The sequence below is a fragment of the Kribbella sp. NPDC104218 genome (assembly GCF_055584105.1).
Genome location: NZ_JBVJMQ010000003.1, coordinates 1009013 through 1026956 on the forward strand (window position 1 = coordinate 1009013; position 17944 = coordinate 1026956).

Sequence of the window (17944 nt, forward strand, 5' to 3'; positions counted from 1 at the left end):
CCGCGACTATAGGCAGCTACCAGGAGCCGCCGCCTCCCCCACCGCCGCCACCACCGGACGAGCTGCTGCTGGAGAAGCCGGACGACGAGCCGCCGCCGTCCCCGCTGGACGTCGACGGGCTCGGCGGCTCGCTGAACGTACTGGTGACGGTGTTGGTGAGGTGGCTCGCGGTGAATCCGGAGTCGTAGTACGCCGGTCCGACGTACCAGGCCGGCTCTGGTGTCAGCCGACCGGCGGCGACCAGCTGCTTGCAGAGCAGCTGCCAGCGGTCGGCGATGCCGAAGACGATCGCCCACGGGAGGTACTTGCTGAAGATGTCTTCGCCGTCCTCGAACTTCAGCTGGTCGGCCTCCGCGGTGGTCAGGTAGGTCCGGAAGCCGACGATCTGGTCGGTCACTGCACGCCCGGCCGCGCTGCGCTGGCCGCGCCGGTGCGTACGGACCCAGGTGCTGAACAGGGTGATCACTGCGATCGTCGGGACGGCGACCGCGACCGCAGTACCGATCCAGGCCGGCAGACCGGACTTGATGGCGACTGCGATCAGGACGATCAAGCCGATCAGTCCGAAGAAGCCTGCGAACAGCCAGAACACCAGTGCGCCGTCGCCACTGGACGTCGGTGCGGGCATCCGCGTGTACCAGCGGCGTTCCTCGACCTGTTTGCGCAGCGCGTCGAGCGTGCCGCTGGCGGCCATGGCCAGGGAGCTGTCCCCCGCTGCGCGTCGCTCGAGTTTGGTTTCGGTGCCGGCCTTGAGCGCGGGGAACAGGCCTTTGAGCAGGCGGCGTTCGTGGGCGGTGGTGGCGAGGTCGGGGTCGACCAGCACGGCTTTGCGGTGCTTGCCGGTGTTGTCGATCCGCAGTACGCCGCGGACGGCCAGGTCGATGAGGGTGGCTGCGATCTCGGTCGCGTCGGCCCGCGAGTCGATCAGCAGGCCGCCTTCGGCGACCGGGATCGGCGGTGGCGCGAATGCGACCGGGAGCTGCTCGACGGTCAGGGTGTCCTTCGTGGTCGGGGCGCCGTCCGGTGGAGTGGTGCCGGGAGGTGTTCCGGCGTAGCGCAGGTCGCGGCCGCCGAGCCGTTGGTACAGCTTGCGGGCGGCGATCGCGAACGCGGTGATGGCCGCGGCCACGATCACGCCGGGCAGGTTCAGGCCGTTGCGAGTCAGGAATCCGGGCGGATCGACCAGGATCGGCCGATCGTTGCTCACGGCACCCACCGGGATCGCGGCGACGATCGTCACCTGCTCGTCGCGCCCGACCCCGGACTCGGCGTACACCGCGCGCCCGCGGACCACGTTGGCCGTCGCGCAGGGCTGGGCGGAGCCGGTCGGGCCGGTCAGGCACCGCACGCGCTGGACGCCGCCCGGCACGGCTACGCCGATGTCGACCTGCTGCAGGGACGCGTCCCAGTTGGAGCCGGTCGCGTCCCAGAACAGCTCGCTGTGGTCGTCGAAGTGCCGCAGGGCGCCGCGGACGTCGTACGTGATCACGTACGTCGCGTCCCGCCCGGGCACGGTCTGGTCGGACGAGCCGATCTTGATCCGCAGCACCCGCTCGCGCCCCTTGCGGGACGACGTGGTGGACGTCGTGAACGCCGAAGGCGCGGTCGGTGATGACACCGCGATGTTCGCGACGTCGTACTGCTGATCGAATTTTCGATCGTCGACATACGGCTCGCGGACGACGAGGTCGCGGTAGATCCCGTGCCGGTTGTCGTCGCCGAAGTGGTAGTCGATCGTTTCCTTGACCTGCAGGACGCCGTCCGCCGTGACCGTGTAGTCGATCGCCAGCCGGGTGACCCAGTCGCCCGGCGCTGCCGCGGCCGGCTGGGTGAGGCCGATCAGCAGCACGACCAGTGTGCCGACGAACACCCCGAGTGCTCTTCGCATGACCGCGACGCTATCTACCCGGGGGTTCGTGACCTACCAGGACCCGCCGCCGCCACCGCCGCCACCGCCGCCGGACGAGCCGCCGCTGAAGCCGGACGAGCTGCCGCCACCGCCTCCACTGCTGGACGGCGTGGGCGGCGGCTGGAAGGTTTCGGCGACGGTGTGGCTGACGGCGCCGGCGGTCCAGCCGGAGTAGTAGTACGACGGGCCGGTATACCAGTACGGGTCCGGAGTGAGGCGGCCGGCGTCGACGAGGCGCTGACAGACCTTCTGCCACCGGTCGGCCAGGTCGAACGCGATCGCCCAGGGCAGGTACTTGCTGAAGATGTCCTCGCCCTCTTCGAAGCGGAGCTGGTCCGCATCGGCGGTGGCCAGGTACTTGCGGAACCCGATGACCTGGTCGGCCACGGCGCGCCCGGCCGCGGTCTTCTGCCCGCGGCTGCGGATCCGGATCCAGGTGCTGAAGGCGATGATCACCGCGAGCACCGGTACGGCGACGACCAGGGCCCGGCCGAGACCGCCGGTGGACGCGGCGGTCGCCGTCCCCGCGATGCCGGCGCCGAAGACCCAGAACGCGATCATCGCGCCGCAGGCGCAGCCGGTGCCGGACTTGAACACCGAGCCGCCCTTCGTGCCGATCCAGCGCGGCAGCCGGGAGTACCACTGCCGCTCGCCGACCTGGGTGCGGAGCGCGTCCCACATCGCGACGGCGGCGTTCAGCATGGAGCTGTCGCCGACCGGACGCCGTTCGAGCGTGATGGCCGCACCGGGCGTCAGACCGGGGAAGATGCCTTGGAGCAGCGCCTGCTCGTGCGGGGCGGTGGCGACGCGGCCGTCCAGCAGGACGGCGCGCTGGTCGGCGCCGTCGTTCTCGATCCGGACGCCACCGCGGACCGCCATGTCGATCAGCGTCGCGGCGACCTCGGTCGTGTTGGCCCTGCTGTCGATCAGCAGCCCGGCCTCGGCGACCGGGATGTTCGGCGGCGCGAACGCGACCGGGATCTGGTCGTCGTCCAGGTCGTTCTTGGCCTCGGTCGCCGCGATCCCGTTCGGTGGGAAGGTCCCCGGCGGCATCCCGGCGAACCGCTGGTCCTTGTTACCGGTCCGCGCGTAGATGAAGGCGATCACCAGCGCGACCACGCTGACCAGGCCGGAGCCGATCAGCGCGGGGAGGTTCACCCCGGAGCGCTCCATCCAGCCTGGCGCGTCGACGACGATCGGGCGGTCGTTCTGGACGGCGCCGGGCGTGATGGCGGCGACGACCGTCAGCTCGTGTCCCCGTGGGAGGTTGTCGGCCCGGTACACCGCTTTGCCGGCGGTCAGCGACTGCGCGCACGGAGTGGTCGAGCCCTTGGCGCCGCGGAAGCAGGTGCCCTTCTGGACGCCCTGCGGGACCGTCACGTTGACGGTGGCCAGCGCGATCGGCGCCTCCCAGGCGGCGCCGGTGGCATCCCAGTACAGCTCGCTGTGGTCGTCGAAGTGCCGCAGGACGCCGCGCAGCTCGTACGTGATCACGTACGTCGCGTCGACGCCGGGGACGGTCTTGTCCGGGTCGCCGATCTTGATCCGGACAGACTGGTTCCGGTCGGCGTTCTCCTTGAAAGTTTCGGTTTCGAAGGTATCCGGCGCGCCCGACGGGCTGTCCACCCGGATATTCGAGACCTCGTACTTCTGGTCCTTCGCCCGGTCGTCGACCCACGGCTCGCGGGTGATCAGGTCGCGGTAGATCCCGCGCCGGCCGGTGCTGCCGAAGTGGTAGGCGATCGTCTCCTTGACCTGGACGACGCCGTCCGCGCCGACAGTCGCGTCGATGGTGAAACTGCGCACCTCGTCGCCCGGTGCGGCGGCCGCCGGGCCGCTGAAACCGGCGAGCGCGAGCGTGCTGACGAGAACGGCGATGAGGACCCCGAATGCCTTTCGCATGCGCGGACCCTATCGAATCGCCGTTCCACGGCCCTTGTGCGAAGTGGCCGTTGGGGGAATCGTGGGTTGCCCAGGAGGTACGTCATGGCAGACAGGACGAACACTTCCCCGGGCGCCGGAGCCGCCCCCAGTGTGGACAGCCCGGCCGCCCTTCGCAACGTGGTGCTCGTCGGCCCGTCCGGCGCCGGCAAGACCACTCTCGTCGAGGCCCTGCTGGTGGCCGCCGGCGTCCTGTCCAGACCCGGCACCGTCCTGGACGGCACGACGGTCTGCGACTACGACGACGCCGAGATCCGGCAGCAGCGGTCGGTCGGGCTCGCGCTCGCCTCGCTGCCGTACGACGGCATCAAACTGAACCTCATCGACACCCCTGGGTACGTCGACTTCGTCGGTGAGCTGCGGGCCGGACTGCGGGCCGCGGACTGCGCGCTGTTCGTGATCGCGGCCAACGAGGGCGTGGACGAGCCGACCAAGGCGCTGTGGCACGAGTGCGACGAGGTCGGGATGCCGCGGGCGGTCGTGATCACCAAACTCGACCACGCGCGGGCCAACTACCAGAGCGCGCTGGCCGCCGCGCAGTCCGCGTTCGGTGACAAGGTCCTGCCGCTCTACCTGCCCACCGATGCCGGGCTGGTCGGGCTGATCTCGACCAGCACCCCCGAGACCGCGGAGCTGCGCGGCGCGCTGATCGAGGGCATCATCGAGGAGTCCGAGGACGAGTCGCTGATGGAGCGCTATCTCGGCGGCGAGGAGCTGGACCGCAAGGTACTGATCGAGGATCTCGAGCGGGCGGTCGCGCGCGGGTCGTTCTTCCCGGTGCTCCCGGTCTGCAGCGCCTCCGGCGTCGGCACGCGCGAGCTGCTGGAGGTCGCGACGAGCGGGTTCCCATCGCCGCCGGAGCATCCGCTGCCGGAGGTGTTCACGCCGCACGGCGTACCGCGTAAGGGCGTGACGTGTGATCCAGGCGGCCCACTGCTCGCCGAGGTGGTGAAGACGACCTCGGACCCGTACGTCGGCAGGGTGAGCCTGGTGCGGGTGTTCTCCGGCACCATCAGGCCCGACACGACAGTTCACGTGTCGGGCCATTTCACGTCCTTCTTCGGCGCGCAGAACTCGCACCAGGACCACGACGAGGACGAGCGGATCGGCACGCTGTCGTTCCCGCAGGGCAAGGCGCAGCGCCCGGCCGGGTCGGTGATCGCGGGTGATCTGTGCGCGATCGGGCGGCTCACCCGCGCCGAGACCGGCGACACGTTGTCCGGCAAGGCCGATCCGCTGTTGCTGAAGCCGTGGACGATGCCCGAGCCGTTGCTGCCGATCGCCATCCAGGCGCGCGCCAAGTCCGACGAGGACAAACTCGGCGCCGCCCTGCAGCGGCTCGCCGCCGAGGACCCGACGCTGCGGATCGAGCAGAACCCGGAGACGCACCAGATCGTGCTGTGGTGCCTGGGCGAGGCGCACGCGGACGTCGTCCTGGAGGCGCTGTCCGGCCGGTACGGCGTCAGCGTGGACACGGTCGAGTTGCGGGTGCCGCTGCGGGAAACCTTCGGCGGGAAGGCGAAGGGGCACGGCCGGCATGTGAAGCAGTCCGGCGGGCACGGTCAGTACGCCGTCTGCGACATCGAGGTGGAGCCGTTACCGCAGGGCGCGGAGTTCGAGTTCGTCGACAAGGTGGTCGGCGGCGCGGTGCCGCGGCAGTTCATCCCGAGTGTCGAGAAGGGCGTGCGGGCGCAGATGGAGAAGGGCTGCGCGGCCGGGTTCCCGATGGTGAACATCCGGGTCACGCTGCTCGACGGCAAGGCGCACAGCGTCGACTCGTCGGACATGGCGTTCCAGATGGCCGGCGGGCTGGCGCTGCGGGAGGCCGCGGCGGCGACCAAGGTCAGTCTGCTCGAACCGGTCGACCTGGTCTCGGTCCTGGTGCCGGACGAGCTGGTCGGGACTGTGATGAGCGACCTGTCCGGGCGCCGCGGAAAGCTGCTCGGCACGGACAAGGTCGGAGCGGACCGCACGCTCGTCCAGGCCGAGGTGCCGCAGGTGGAGATCACCCGCTACCCCATCGACCTGCGGTCGCTGTCACACGGCTCGGCCTCGTTCAGCCGGTCGTTTGCCCGCTACGAACCGATGCCGGATGCGGCAGCGGCCAAACTCAAGACTTAGCGTCGCGGTTCAGGCGGCGTCGCACGTCCCGGGATTTCAGGTACGTCGCGACGTCGTCGTACCGCTCGCTCTGGTTGGCGAACTCGATGTACGAGCGGACGCGGTACAGCCACTCCAGCGTGGACGGCTTGACCGCGATGAGCGCGTCGTCCAGATGCTGCATGCCGAGCGGCGGCTCACCGCCACTGGCCAGCGCCTCGTCGATGACGCGGTCGACGCCGCGCTCGATCAGGGCGCGCAGGTCCGCGCCGCTGAACATCGGCGTCTGCGCGGCGAGCGCCTTGAGGTCGAGCCCGGCCGCCGGGACGTCCTTGGTCAGGACGGTCAGGATGTCGTTGCGGGCCGGCTCGTCGGGTGGCGGGACGAAGATGACCCGGTCGAAGCGGCCGGGGCGCAGCATCGCCTCGTCGACGTCCCAGGGCGCGTTGGTCGCGGCGAGCACGAGCAGGCCGTCGTTCTCGGAGCCGATCGCGTCCAGCTCCTGGAGCAGGACGTCGACCAGCCGGCGCGCCTCGGAGCCGCCGTGCTTGTGCCGGGCGAAGGCCAGCGCGTCGAGCTCGTCGAGGAACAGCACGCACGGCGCGTTGGCGCGGGCGCGCTCGAAGGCGGCGTGCAGGTTGCGCTCGGAGACGCCGAGGTAGGGGTCCATCACGTCTTCGATGCGGACGTTGACGAACGGCAGGCCGCACTCCCCCGCGGTCGCCCGCGCGAGCAGGGTTTTGCCGCAGCCGGGCGGCCCGTACAACAGGACGCCGCCGCCGGACTTGCGCCCGTACTTCGCGTACAGGTCGGGGCGGCTGAGCGGCAGGATGACGAGCCGGTGGATGACCTTCTTGATCTCCTCCATCCCGCCGACCTGGTCGAAGGTCGTGGTCTCCTTCGCGGTGTCGAGCTCGAACGGCGTCTCCGCCTCGGGCCCGACCTTGATCTTCACGCCGCTGCGCTCGGTGATCATCTCGTCGACCAGCTGCTGCAGGCGGCCGGTGCCCTCGACGACGCCTTTCTGCCGGGCGGTCTCGAGCAGGTTGCGGACCAGCGCGAGCCGGCCGTTCTTCGCGGCGAGCTCACCGACGGCGACGAGCTGGTCGTCCGGCAGGCCGTCCTTGTCGACGAGGACGACGTACTGGTCGAGGGCCTCCTCGGACTGACCGGCCGCGGCGAGCGACTCGGCCAGCAGGAGCCGGAGCATGACGTCGTCCGGGCTCGCTTCGACGGCTTTGCGCAGGGCGTCGATCCGGTCGGTGCTCATGCTCCCCATCCTCGGTTGAGCCAGCGGCGGAGCAGGGGCGGGACCACCCAGGAGTAGATGCAGAATGCCAGCCAGGCCATCGCGACCACGAACGACAGCGGCGCGAGCCCGGCCGCGCGCAGTCCGTAGATGACGCCGACCGCGGCGATCCAGACAACCAGCGGGTTGAAGCGCTGGAACGGCCGCAGCGGGATCAGCAGCGGGTGGTTGGCCAGTCTGGCCTCGCGGGCAGCCGCATGCAGGTCACGGTCGCCGGGCTGGGAGGCGGCCGCGGAAGCGAGCGAGTTGTAGCCGGAGCGGGAGTCGCCGGTGAGCATGGACGCCGTACCGTGCAGCGCGCGGGCGTGCGGGTCCTCGGGGTCGTGGGACAGGGCTTCGGTGCTGTGCCGGTGCATGTCCTGGTCCTTGCCGAGCGCGAAGGCGACCTCGGCGCGCGCGGCCGACACGACGGCGCTCTCGGGCGCGTGCGACGCGGCTCGCTCGACGAGCGCGCTCGCCTTCTCCGGCTGGCCCGCGGTCAGGCAGACCCGCGCGTAGCCGATCAGCAGGTCGGGGTCGTTCGGGTCGAGGCTGAGACCTTGCAGGAAGGCCGCCTCGGCCTCCGGCAGCCGGCCCTCGGCCCGGAGCGCGGAGCCGAGCACCTGCAGCAGCGGCAGGAACGGGCCGTGCTGCGCGAGGCCGTCCTTGAGGACGTCGACGGCTTCGGCGTTGCGATCGAGTTGGTGCAGCGCGGCGCCGCGGAACAGGTACGCGCGGAAGTCGACCGCCGCGTCACCCCACAGGCCCTGCAGCTCGTCCAGCGTCCGCTCGGGGTGGCCGATCTGCAGCCAGTGCCCGGCCATCTGCAGCCGCGCCTCGGTCGGCTCGTTCACAAGCTCACCACCAGACGGAGGAGAAGGTAGTCGACGATGATCCCGCCGAAGGTCAGCAGCAGCCCCACGATCCACAGCGAGCCGTACTCGACGCCGCGGAGCTGGAACGCGCGGTCCATCTGGCGCTGCAGCCGCATCTGCACCAGGCACGCGATGACGGCGACTGCCCGGACGATCACCCGCAGTCCCGAGTTCGGCTCGTCGAACGGGAGGAACGCGAACAGCGCGATCACCACGGCGAGCCCGGCGACTCCGGTCAGCGCGATCAGCCGGCGGGTGTTCGCGTCGACGCCGAGCCGGCGGCTGTTCAGCAAGGCGACCACGGTGACCGCGATGACTCCGCCGAAGAATGCGACGTACGCCTGCGACATCAGCCGCCAGGGCCGCACCTTCATGTCCACGCCCGCGGCGATCGACGGGCGCAGCAGATCGTCCGGCATCGGTCTCCTCGGCAGGCGGTAGTGCGGTCGCGCGCAGTGTACAGCGGGGGTGGATCGCGACCGGGGCCCGAGTCGATAGCCTGGCGGCATGAGTGAGAACTGCCTTTTCTGCGGGATCGTGGCCGGAAACATCCCGTCGACGCAGGTCGGCGAGAACGAGCGGGCGATCGCGTTCATGGATATCGCGCCGGCGACGCCGGGACACCTGCTGGTGATCCCGCGGGCGCACTCGGCCGACCTGCGCGAGACCGCCCCGGAGGACCTGACCGCGGTGACGCTGCTGGCGCAGTCGCTGATCAGCCGGGTGATCGAGCGGCTGGACGGCGCGACCGGCGCCAACCTGCTCAGCTGCATCGGGCCGGATGCCTGGCAGACGGTCTTCCACACGCACCTGCACGTCATCCCCCGCTACCCGAACGACCCGCTGGTGCTGCCGTGGCAGCCGCACTCGGGTGATCTGGACGCCATCCGGGCCGTGGGCGCGCAGCTGTCCTAGCGGCGGGCGACCAGTTCGTAGACGGCGAGCAGCTCTGGCAGCAGCACCGACCAGTCGTAGTTCTGGACGGCGCTGAGGCCGGCGGTGCGCAGGCGTTCGCGTTCTTCGGGTGCGTCCAGCAGCTTGAGGATGCGGTCGGTCAGGACGGCGGTGTCGCCGGGCTCGAACAGGTCGCCGAGGCGGCCGCCTTCCAGAACCTGCTGGAAGGCGGGCAGGTCGCTGGCCAGCACGGGCGCTCCGGCGGCCATCGCCTCGAGCAGGACGATGCCGAAGCTTTCCCCGCCGAGGTGTGGGGCGATGTAGAGGTCGGATCCGGCGAGCATGTCGGCGCGAGCCTCGTCGTCCACCATGCCGAGGAACAGGACGTTGTCGCGGCACCAGAAGGGCACCGACTGCCACGCCTCGTCGGCCTGCCCGGCGCCTGCGACCAGGACCTTCAGGCCCGGGCGGGCCGTGACGAGGGCGGGCACGGCCTTGAGCAGGACGCCGAGACCCTTGCGCGGCTCGTCGAGGCGGCCGAGGAAGCTGATCGTGCCTTCGGCGCCGAGCCATTCGGCGCGTGGGCTGCCCTTGAAGCGGGCGGTGTAGAGGCCGTTCGGGATGACGACCGCTTCGCCGCCGATGTGCTGGACCATCATCGAGCGCGCGTTCTCCGAGACGGCGATCCGGGCGTCGATCTTCTCCAGCGCGGGCCGCAGGAGGCTCGCGGCCGCGCTCATCGCGCGTGAGCGGACCTGCCAGGTGTGGAAGGTCGCGACGAACGGGCCGCCGGCGGACCACAGCGCGATGATGGACGCGCTCGGGGTGGTCGGCTCATGGACGTGGACGACGTCGAAGTCGCCCTCGGCCAGCCAGCTCTTCACGCGCGCCGCCGTCCGCGGCCCGAAGGTGACGCGCGCGACCGAGCCGTTGTAGGGGACGCCGACGGCCCGGCCGGACGAGACGACGTACGGCGGGAGGTTGTCGGTGTCGTCGACGGGGGCGAGGACGGACACGTCGTGGCCGGCGCCGATCAGCGCCTCGGCCAGGTCGCGGACATGGTTCTGCACGCCGCCGGGCATTCCCAGCGAGTACGGGCACACCACGCCGATCCTCACGCGACGATTGTCACTCGTCCAGAAAAATCCGCTGCATCATGTGCCAATCCGCAGGATGCGCGGCGATGCCCTGGGCGTAGGCGTCGGCGCAGCGCTGGGTCATCGCGGCCGCGCCGCCGTCCGGCTCGACCGTGTCGTGGAAGGTGATGACGAGGTCGGGGCCGTCGTAGTGCAGGGTCGCCGGGATCAGCGGGGCGCCGGTCTTGAGGCTGAGCGCGGCCGGGCCGACCGGCATTCGGGAGGGCCGGCCGAAGAACGTCACCGGGACGCCGCGCTCGGACAGGTCGCGGTCGGCGACCAGGCAGACGAACTGGCCGGCCTGGAGTTGCTCCGCGAGGACGCCGGTGATGTCCTGGTCACTACCGGTGAGCGGGAGGACCTCCATGCCGAGCTGCTTGCGGTAGGCAATGAATCGGTCGAACAGCGACTCGGGCTTGAGGCGCTCGGCGACCGTCCAGACCGGCATTCCGGTCCGGCCGGCCCAGGCGCCGGCGTGGTCGTAGTTCGCCAGGTGCGGCAGCGCGCAGATGACGCCGCGGCCGACGGCGTACGCGTCGCGGAGCAGTTTCTCGTTGACCGTACGGACACGGCCGACGATCTGCTCGTCGGTCCAGTCCGGCAGCCGGAAGGCCTCTTGCCAGTAGCGCAGGTACGAGCGCATCCCGGCCTGGGTCAGCGCGTCCAGCTCGGCCGCGGTCGCCTGCGGCCGGACGACGGCCAGGTTGCTCCGCAGCCGCTGGACGCCGCGGCCGTTGGCCCGGTAGGTGCGGTCGGCCATCCGCTGGAACAGCCAGGTGACGGCCCGCTCGGGCAGGCGGCGGACGAGTGTCCACGCCAGCGCGAAGCCGAGGTCGACGGCGCGCTGGCGCAAGGACTCCACGGCTCAGCTCTTCGGGTCGGGCGGGGGCGTGTCGAGACCGGCGTTCGCCGGGTCGGCCAGCACCTGCTTGCGCACCGACAGGGTGCGCTGGAAGACGGTGATCGTGCTCGCGACGGCGAGGTACCAGATCACGATGTGCAACAGGATCGGCAGGTTGAACAGGTCCGAGAAGAACGCGATCACGAGGATCAGCACCAGCCGGTCGGCACGCTCGGCCAGGCCGCCGCTCGCCTTCAGCCCGAGGCTCTCGGCCTTGGCCCGCGCGTAGGACGTCACCGCGCCCATCACCAGCGCCCACAGCGTCACCGACGCCATCAGCGTCGAGTCGCCGGCTTCGGAGTTGGCGTAGAACAGCACCAGCGCACCGAAGATCGCGCCGTCGCCGATCCGGTCGAGTGTGGAGTCCAGGTAGGAGCCCCATTTCGACGACGTCCCCGAGGTCCGGGCCATGTAGCCGTCGATCAGGTCGGAGAAGACGAAACAGGTGATCACCAGCGCGCCGATCCACAGCTGGCCGCGCGGGAAGAAGATCAGCGCTCCGGCCGACACCCCGAGGGTGCCGACCAGCGTGACCATGTCGGCGCTGACGCCGAGTTTGAGCAGGAGGTTGGCGATCGGCGAGATCACCAAGGTCCAGAAATGCCGGAATCTGTTAAGCATGGCGTCGGTGATCGTAGTCGACCGAAATCACCATCGGGTGACAGCCACCCTGCAAGAGGTGATCCTGGACTCAGTGAGGTTCGGGAGGTGGCTGGATGCGACCTGCGCTGTTCGGCGTCCTGATCGCCGCTCTGCTCCTGCCCGGTTGCGCGGTCGCCCGGACGGCGGACGGCGCCCGTCCGTCGCCTCCGGACCAGCCGGTCGTCGTACCGACCGTGGTCGCTCCGACACCGCCGGAAGGGCTGGACGGGACGTCGGGCGCGGCCGGGCCGCAGGTCTGTACGGCGATCGCCGGTGAGCTGACTGGGCGGTTGAGCGTCCCGGTCGCGGCCCGGGCCGGTGCGTGGAACGACGGCGGGTTGCCGGCGCTGGATCTGTGCATGCTGCTCGTCGAGGGCCGTGCGGTGACGGTTGGGGTCAGTGCGCTCCCCCGGCAGCCGAACGCACTCAGCCGGCTACTGACCGGCGCCGGACACATCGCTCCGTTGCCGGAGCTCGGGCCGGAGGCGCAAATCACGGAGTCCCGGATCGTGTTCGTGACGGCGGACCGGGCCGTGCGGGTGACGCCGTCCGGCGGTATCGACCAGGGGCGGCCCGACGGGCTGGACCGGGCGAAGGCGGTGATCATTGCGTTGGCGACGCGGGACGCCGTACCGCGGCTGCTGCGCAACGCCCGGCAGACCGACCCGGCGTGCCAGCTGGCGACGGCCGCGGCTGAGCGCTCTCTTGGGACGGCGGCGCAGTTGCGGCGCGACTACCGCGTCCGCGGCGCGCTGACCTGCATCTGGGGTACGTACGAGGCGACTGTGTCGGTTGTGGAGGCGTTCAACCAGGCGACGATCCCGGAGTCCCAGCGGGTGCCGCCGCCGCGCAACGCGCCGATCGGGCGTCCCGGCTACTACCTGCCGAGCGACGGCGAGCTGGTCTTCCGGCAGGGCCGCCGCGTCGTCCGCGTCACCGCACTGACGACACCGCCGCGCGTCGTCCCGCTCGACGAGCTGCTGACCATCGTCGACCCGCTGCTACCGCTCTTCCTCCGTTGACCAGTTCTTCGCGAGCAGCGCGCGGGTGTCGGCGAGCAGCTGCGGCAGGACCTTGGTCTGGCCGATGACCGGCATGAAGTTCGCATCGCCGGACCAGCGCGGCACGACATGCTGGTGCAGGTGGCCGGCGATCCCCGCTCCGGCGATCTCACCCTGATTCATGCCGATGTTGAAGCCGTGGGCGTCGGACACGGCGCGCACCGCCAGCATCGCCTGCTGGGTCAGCGTGGCGATGTCGGCGACCTCGGCGGCGGTCAGCTCGGTGTAGTCGGCGACATGCCGGTACGGGACGAGCATCAGGTGGCCGGGGTTGTACGGGTACAGGTTGAGGACGGCGTACGCCGCCTCGGCGCGGTGCACGATCAGCGCCTCGGCGTCCCCCAGCCCGGGGAGCCGGCAGAACGGGCAGCCCGAGCCGGCCTTGGTGCTGGTCGGCTTGTTCTCGCCCTCGATGTAGGCCATCCGGTGCGGCGTCCACATCCGGAGGAACGGATCGGGCTCCCCGACCCCGCCCTGCCGTACCAGCTCCTCGGGCCGGTACGGCGAATCGGGGGGCTGGGTCATACCTGCACGCGCTTCTGGACGGCCTCGACGATCTCGGCGACGGCGTCCGCGATCGGGACGCCGTTCTTCTGCGAACCGTCGCGGTACCGGAACGACACCGAGCCGCCGGCCATGTCCTCGTCACCGGCGATCAGCATGTACGGCACTTTGGACTTCTGCGCGTTCCGGATCTTCTTCTGCATCCGGTCGTCGGAGGCGTCGACCTCGATCCGGATGCCGTGCGCCTTGAGCTGCTTGGCGACGTCGAACAGGTAGTCGGCGTGGCCGTCGGTGATCGGGATGCCGATCACCTGGACCGGGGCCAGCCACGGCGGGAAGACCCCGGCGTAGTGCTCGGTCAGGACGGCGACGAACCGCTCGATCGAGCCGAACAGCGCGCGGTGGATCATCACCGGGCGCTGCCGGGAGCCGTCCGGCGCGGTGTACTCGAGCTCGAACCGCTCGGGCAGGTTGAAGTCGAGCTGGATCGTCGACATCTGCCAGGTGCGGCCGATCGCGTCCCGGGCCTGGACGGAGATCTTCGGGCCGTAGAAGGCCGCGCCGCCCGGATCCGGGACCAGCTCCAGGCCGGAGCCCTCGGCGACCTCGCGGAGCGTGTTGGTCGCCTCCTCCCAGACCTCGTCGGAGCCGACGAACTTCTCCGGGTTCTTGGTCGACAGCTCCAGGTAGAAGTCGTCCAGGCCGTAGTCGGCCAGCAGGCCGAGGACGAACGTGAGCAGGTCGCGCAGCTCGTCGCGCATCTGCTCACGGGTGCAGTAGATGTGCGCGTCGTCCTGGGTGAAGCCGCGGGCCCGGGTCATGCCGTGGATGACGCCGGACTTCTCCAGCCGGTACACCGTGCCGAACTCGAACAGCCGCAGCGGCAGCTCGCGGTAGGAGCGGCCGCGGGCGCCGAAGATCAGGTTGTGCATCGGGCAGTTCATCGGCTTGAGGTAGTAGTCCTGGCCCTGCTTGCGGATCTGGCCGTCCGCGCCGCGCTCCTCGTCCAGGTGCATGGGCGGGTACATGCCGTCGGCGTACCAGTCCAGGTGGCCGGAGGTCTCGAAGAGCTGGCCCTTGGTGATGTGCGGGGAGTAGACGAACTCGTAGCCGTCCTCGACGTGGCGCTGGCGGGAGTAGTCCTCCATCACCTTGCGCAGGACGCCGCCCTTGGGGTGGAAGACCGCGAGACCGGAGCCGATCTCGTCGGGGAAGCTGAACAGGTCCAGCTCGGTGCCGAGTTTGCGGTGGTCGCGCTTGGCGGCCTCCTCCAGGCGGTTCAGGTACGCCTTCAGCTCGTCCTTGGACTCCCATGCGGTGCCGTAGATGCGCTGGAGCTGCGGGTTCTTCTCCGAGCCGCGCCAGTACGCCGCCGCCGTCCGCATCAGTTTGAAGCTGCCGAGGTACCCGGTCGCGGGCACGTGCGGGCCGCGGCACAGGTCCTTCCAGGCGACCGAGTCGTCGCGGCGCAGGTTGTCGTAGATCGTCAGCTCGCCGCCGCCGACCTCGACACTCGCGCCCTCGGCGGCGTCCGCCGCGGAGCCCTTGATGCCGATCAGCTCGAGCTTGTACGGCTCCCCGGCCAGCTCCGCGCGGGCGTCGTCGTCGCTGACCACCCGGCGGCTGAACCGCTGCCGCTCCTTGATGATCTGCTGCATCTTCTTCTCGAGTTTGCCCAGGTCGTCCGGCGTGAACGGCGTGGGGACGTCGAAGTCGTAGTAGAACCCGTTCTCGACGGGCGGGCCGATCCCGAGCTTGGCCTGCGGGAACAGCTCCTGGACGGCCTGGGCCAGCACGTGCGCGGTCGAGTGCCGGATGATCGCGCGGCCGTCGTCCGAGCCCGCCTTGACCGGCTCGATCTGGTCGCCGTCCTCGATCACCTTCGACAGGTCGCGCAGCTCGCCGTTGACGCGGGCGGCGATCGCGGAGCGGTCCTGGCCGAAGAGCTCGGCGAACAGCTCACCGATCGTCGTCGTCTCGGTCACACTCCGCTCAGCCTCGCCCTCGACGCCGACCAGATGGACCTTGACTTCCGACACGGTGCACTCCTCGTGATACGACCGGCCGAATGCCGGTCCCGGGGAGATGGTATCGGCGCGGTGTGTCCGGATGAGGCGTACCCCTGACGAAAGTAGGGGGTAAGTCAGGTCTGTCGTCCGATGCGGCTCGGGGTCGCCGGTTTCTACGGTCGTGTCATGGCCGATGCCCTGCTGCACTTCGCGGAAGAACTGATGTCGTCGTGGTGGATCTACCTGGCGTTGTGGGGGTTCGCCACGCTGGACGGCTTCTTCCCGGCCATCCCGAGCGAGACCCTCGTCGTCACCGCCGGCGTCTTCGCCGCCTCCACCGGCGCCCCCAACCTGTACGCCGTCATCGCGGTCGCCGCCCTCGGCGCCTTCGTCGGCGACCACATCTCCTACTTCCTCGGCCGCGGCGCCGGCGGCCGCATGATCGACCGCGTCCAACCCGGCACCAAACGGCACGCCGCCATCACCTGGTCCCGCCGGGCCCTGGCCGAACGCGGCGGCCTCGTCCTCATCGTCGCCCGCTACATCCCCGGCGGCCGGACCGCCGTCACCCTCACCATGGGCTCCGTCCGCTACCCCCTGCGCCACTACTCCGCCTTCGCCGCCCTCGCCGCCCTGTCCTGGGGCCTCTACTGCACCCTCGTCGGCTACATCGGCGGCAAAGCCTTCGAAGACAACCCCCTCAAAGGCGTCCTCCTCGGCATCGGCCTCGCCCTGGCCGTCACCCTCGCCGTAGAACTCATCCGCCACCACCTGAAGAAGCGCAAACCTCAACCTGAGGTAGAACCCGACCCCGAGCTGGTGTCAGCAGACAGCTGACCCACCCCACCACCCCTCGCCGGCCGACCAGGCCCAGCCCCTCCCGCTCCCAGCAGATCGGCAAACCGACCAACTTCTTGCGGCCGCCGGCCAGGTGGGCACGCCGAACGACCCGGCCGCGATGGCAAACGGGAGAACTAGAACGACGCCCCGGCTCAGCTTCGGCCGGGGCGTCGTCGTACGAGCGAAAACTAGCGAGGGATGTTCAGCGCGATGCTGATCTGCTCCGACACCTTGGCGGCGAGCTCCAGGCCGGCCCGCCGGGTGGCGGGCTGGAGCGCGGAGTGATCGAGCGGCCCCTCGGCCGCGATGTGCGTGTCGGTCGGGATGTCGACGACAGCGGCCGCCCGCGACTCGAAGTACGGCCGCAGCTGCTTCTCGACCTCCTTGTTCACATCGCCGGGCCCGTTGGAGACCGCGATCACCGCGCGCCGGATCAGCCGCTGCGCCTCCGGCCCCTGGTTGTCGAGCTCCTCGAGCATCTGCACCGCCGCCGCACACGACAGGCTCTTCCACTTGATCGGGATGACGAGCGCGTCCGCGGCCTTCATCGCCTCCCGCCAGTTGCTCGACCCCTCGTTGTTCCCGGTGTCGATCACGAGCACCTTGTAGAAGCGACTGAGCAGCCGGTGGATCTGGTCGAAGTCCTTGGCCTCGATCTGCGCGTACGTCGTCGTCGCCGACGTCAGGACGTCGTACTGCCCCGCGACCTGGTGCCGCAGGTACGCCGCCACGTCGCCGAGCCGCGCATCCGGCTGGGTCAGCATCGGCATCGCGTGCAGCATGTCGGTCACGGTCGAGCGGGCGTTGGTGTCGTGCGTGCGCAGGTGCATGTTCCCGCGCAGCTCGTTGTTGTCCCAGGCCACGACGCCGCCACCGCGCGCCTGACCGAGCGCGCCGGCCAGCAGCAGCGTGGTCGGCGTCTTGCCCGACCCGCCCTTCGGGTTCGCCACGACGATCGTGACCGGACGCCGGAACGCGGTCGCCGCGGTCGCCCGGGCGATCCGCTCCGACCGCTCCGACGTCCCGGGCTTCAACCGCAGCACACTACGGACGCCGCGCTCGGCCGGAGCCTCCCGCGGCAGCGGCAGCGCCTGCATCAAGTCGTCGGTGCGGTAGGAGACGTCGCGCTGCTGCGGCACGTTCTGCCCGGGGATGCCCTGCGGGAAGAAGTGCTGCGCGGCGGGCGACAACGGCTGCCCGCTCTGCTGCTGCGCACCCTGCTGGCCCGCCTGCGGCTGGCCGACCTGCTGACCGCCGTACCCGCCGGGCGCATTGTGACCGCCCTGCTGACCACCGCTGAAGGAGGCCCCGCCGAACACCGGCGCACTCGGCGCAGCGGCCTCACCGGACTCCGGCACGTTCGCCCCGAGCCCACCGGCCAGCGCCGTCCCGGACGACGGAGCGGCAGAAGCGGCGGGCGTGTCGGCAGCCTCGTCCTCCTCGTCCGCGAAGTCCTTCGGCTCGGGCCGGGGCTGCGACCAGGAGCTGGTCTCGGACGCCGGCTGCGTCCACGACGGGCCCGGCTTGCTCGCGCCACTCGTGCTCGGCGTAGTCGTCTCGGGCGGTGCGGACGGCCCGTTCTTCGGGTCGTTCCAGGGCGCGGCCTGCGCGGCCGGGCGCGACCACGAGTCGCCGGGGAACTCCTCGGCGGGGGTCTCCTGCTCCTCGGCCTGGTCGGCGGTCTCCGCGTCGGGCGCGGCCGCCGGGTCGGGCTGGGTCCAGGAAGGCGTCGGTTGCCACATTCTCCGGACCTCGGCCGCCGCTGCTTCCCGGTCCTTGTGCTGTCCGGAGTTGTGCGAGTCGGTCACGACCTGGATCCCCGATTCTGTGAGAAGGAGCGGCAG

The 17944-nt window shown here is 70.5% G+C and carries 15 protein-coding genes; 4 read left to right on the forward strand and 11 right to left on the reverse strand.

The window, feature by feature from the left end; all coding sequences use genetic code 11:
- Positions 1–16 precede the first annotated feature (16 nt).
- Positions 17–1888 carry a DUF2207 domain-containing protein gene (locus tag ACZ6ZD_RS29440; protein WP_465677172.1) on the reverse strand — a complete coding sequence of 624 codons (1872 nt, stop codon included), beginning with the start codon at positions 1886–1888 and terminating at the stop codon, positions 17–19.
- Between the two features lie 33 nt (positions 1889–1921).
- A complete protein-coding gene (locus tag ACZ6ZD_RS29445; protein ID WP_465677173.1) occupies positions 1922–3811 on the reverse strand; it encodes a DUF2207 domain-containing protein in 1890 nt (629 codons plus the stop codon).
- 84 nt (positions 3812–3895) lie between these two features.
- Here ACZ6ZD_RS29445 and ACZ6ZD_RS29450 point away from each other — a divergent pair, with 84 nt between their 5' ends.
- Positions 3896–5971 (forward strand): elongation factor G-like protein EF-G2, encoded by a 2076-nt coding sequence (locus tag ACZ6ZD_RS29450; RefSeq protein WP_465677174.1) that lies wholly within the window; start codon positions 3896–3898, stop codon positions 5969–5971.
- On the opposite strand, the gene ACZ6ZD_RS29455 is transcribed toward ACZ6ZD_RS29450, so the two are convergent.
- From ACZ6ZD_RS29455 to ACZ6ZD_RS29465, 3 genes are read right to left on the reverse strand one after another with little or no spacing between them, the layout of a single operon-like run.
- Positions 5961–7220: an ATP-binding protein gene (locus tag ACZ6ZD_RS29455; RefSeq protein ID WP_465677175.1), complete on the reverse strand. Its 1260-nt coding sequence runs from the start codon at positions 7218–7220 to the stop codon at positions 5961–5963. The genes ACZ6ZD_RS29450 and ACZ6ZD_RS29455 overlap by 11 nt on opposite strands.
- A complete protein-coding gene (locus ACZ6ZD_RS29460; RefSeq protein ID WP_465677176.1) occupies positions 7217–8092 on the reverse strand; it encodes a tetratricopeptide repeat protein in 876 nt (291 codons plus the stop codon). The genes ACZ6ZD_RS29455 and ACZ6ZD_RS29460 overlap by 4 nt, the downstream gene beginning before the upstream one ends.
- Positions 8089–8532, reverse strand: coding sequence for a hypothetical protein (locus ACZ6ZD_RS29465; RefSeq protein ID WP_465677177.1), 444 nt, complete (start codon positions 8530–8532; stop codon positions 8089–8091). The genes ACZ6ZD_RS29460 and ACZ6ZD_RS29465 overlap by 4 nt, the downstream gene beginning before the upstream one ends.
- 88 nt (positions 8533–8620) lie before the next feature.
- On the opposite strand from ACZ6ZD_RS29465, the gene ACZ6ZD_RS29470 reads away from it, so the two are divergent.
- Positions 8621–9028, forward strand: coding sequence for an HIT family protein (locus tag ACZ6ZD_RS29470; RefSeq protein WP_465677178.1), 408 nt, complete (start codon positions 8621–8623; stop codon positions 9026–9028).
- On the opposite strand, the gene ACZ6ZD_RS29475 is transcribed toward ACZ6ZD_RS29470, so the two are convergent.
- Genes ACZ6ZD_RS29475 through pgsA form a run of 3 tightly spaced genes read right to left on the reverse strand, consistent with a single transcriptional unit; the run spans position 9025 to position 11665 of the window.
- Complete coding sequence (locus ACZ6ZD_RS29475) at positions 9025–10125, reverse strand: glycosyltransferase family 4 protein (RefSeq protein WP_465677179.1); 1101 nt, start codon at positions 10123–10125, stop codon at positions 9025–9027. The two genes, ACZ6ZD_RS29470 and ACZ6ZD_RS29475, sit on opposite strands and share 4 nt — an antisense overlap.
- A gap of 10 nt (positions 10126–10135) precedes the next feature.
- Positions 10136–11005: a phosphatidylinositol mannoside acyltransferase gene (locus ACZ6ZD_RS29480; protein ID WP_465677180.1), complete on the reverse strand. Its 870-nt coding sequence runs from the start codon at positions 11003–11005 to the stop codon at positions 10136–10138.
- Between the two features lie 3 nt (positions 11006–11008).
- Positions 11009–11665 carry a phosphatidylinositol phosphate synthase gene (gene pgsA, locus ACZ6ZD_RS29485; protein ID WP_465677181.1) on the reverse strand — a complete coding sequence of 219 codons (657 nt, stop codon included), beginning with the start codon at positions 11663–11665 and terminating at the stop codon, positions 11009–11011.
- 95 nt (positions 11666–11760) lie between these two features.
- Here pgsA and ACZ6ZD_RS29490 point away from each other — a divergent pair, with 95 nt between their 5' ends.
- Positions 11761–12708: a hypothetical protein gene (locus ACZ6ZD_RS29490; RefSeq protein WP_465677182.1), complete on the forward strand. Its 948-nt coding sequence runs from the start codon at positions 11761–11763 to the stop codon at positions 12706–12708.
- On the opposite strand, the gene ACZ6ZD_RS29495 is transcribed toward ACZ6ZD_RS29490, so the two are convergent.
- The gene (locus ACZ6ZD_RS29495) at positions 12688–13272 is read right to left on the reverse strand and encodes an HIT family protein (RefSeq protein WP_465677183.1); all 585 of its coding nucleotides are present in this window, start codon (positions 13270–13272) and stop codon (positions 12688–12690) included. The genes ACZ6ZD_RS29490 and ACZ6ZD_RS29495 overlap by 21 nt on opposite strands.
- On the reverse strand, positions 13269–15290 hold the full coding sequence (gene thrS / locus ACZ6ZD_RS29500) for a threonine--tRNA ligase (protein WP_465677184.1): 2022 nt from the start codon (positions 15288–15290) through the stop codon (positions 13269–13271). Before thrS ends, ACZ6ZD_RS29495 begins: the two co-directional genes overlap by 4 nt.
- A gap of 156 nt (positions 15291–15446) precedes the next feature.
- On the opposite strand from thrS, the gene ACZ6ZD_RS29505 reads away from it, so the two are divergent.
- Complete coding sequence (locus ACZ6ZD_RS29505; RefSeq protein WP_465677185.1) at positions 15447–16097, forward strand: DedA family protein; 651 nt, start codon at positions 15447–15449, stop codon at positions 16095–16097.
- Positions 16098–16288: 191 nt separating this feature from the next.
- On the opposite strand, the gene ACZ6ZD_RS29510 is transcribed toward ACZ6ZD_RS29505, so the two are convergent.
- Positions 16289–17908: a MinD/ParA family ATP-binding protein gene (locus ACZ6ZD_RS29510; protein ID WP_465677186.1), complete on the reverse strand. Its 1620-nt coding sequence runs from the start codon at positions 17906–17908 to the stop codon at positions 16289–16291.
- Positions 17909–17944 lie beyond the last annotated feature (36 nt).

What these genes read in the sequence shown, in the direction of transcription:
- ACZ6ZD_RS29440 (WP_465677172.1), bottom strand. Translation starts at nt 1,888, where the DNA reads ATGCGAAGAGCACTCGGGGTGTTCGTCGGCACACTGGTCGTGCTGCTG.
- ACZ6ZD_RS29445 (WP_465677173.1), bottom strand. Translation starts at nt 3,811, where the DNA reads ATGCGAAAGGCATTCGGGGTCCTCATCGCCGTTCTCGTCAGCACGCTC.
- ACZ6ZD_RS29450 (WP_465677174.1), top strand. Translation starts at nt 3,896, where the DNA reads ATGGCAGACAGGACGAACACTTCCCCGGGCGCCGGAGCCGCCCCCAGT.
- ACZ6ZD_RS29455 (WP_465677175.1), bottom strand. Translation starts at nt 7,220, where the DNA reads ATGAGCACCGACCGGATCGACGCCCTGCGCAAAGCCGTCGAAGCGAGC.
- ACZ6ZD_RS29465 (WP_465677177.1), bottom strand. Translation starts at nt 8,532, where the DNA reads ATGCCGGACGATCTGCTGCGCCCGTCGATCGCCGCGGGCGTGGACATG.
- ACZ6ZD_RS29470 (WP_465677178.1), top strand. Translation starts at nt 8,621, where the DNA reads ATGAGTGAGAACTGCCTTTTCTGCGGGATCGTGGCCGGAAACATCCCG.
- pgsA (WP_465677181.1), bottom strand. Translation starts at nt 11,665, where the DNA reads ATGCTTAACAGATTCCGGCATTTCTGGACCTTGGTGATCTCGCCGATC.
- ACZ6ZD_RS29490 (WP_465677182.1), top strand. Translation starts at nt 11,761, where the DNA reads ATGCGACCTGCGCTGTTCGGCGTCCTGATCGCCGCTCTGCTCCTGCCC.
- ACZ6ZD_RS29495 (WP_465677183.1), bottom strand. Translation starts at nt 13,272, where the DNA reads ATGACCCAGCCCCCCGATTCGCCGTACCGGCCCGAGGAGCTGGTACGG.
- ACZ6ZD_RS29505 (WP_465677185.1), top strand. Translation starts at nt 15,447, where the DNA reads ATGGCCGATGCCCTGCTGCACTTCGCGGAAGAACTGATGTCGTCGTGG.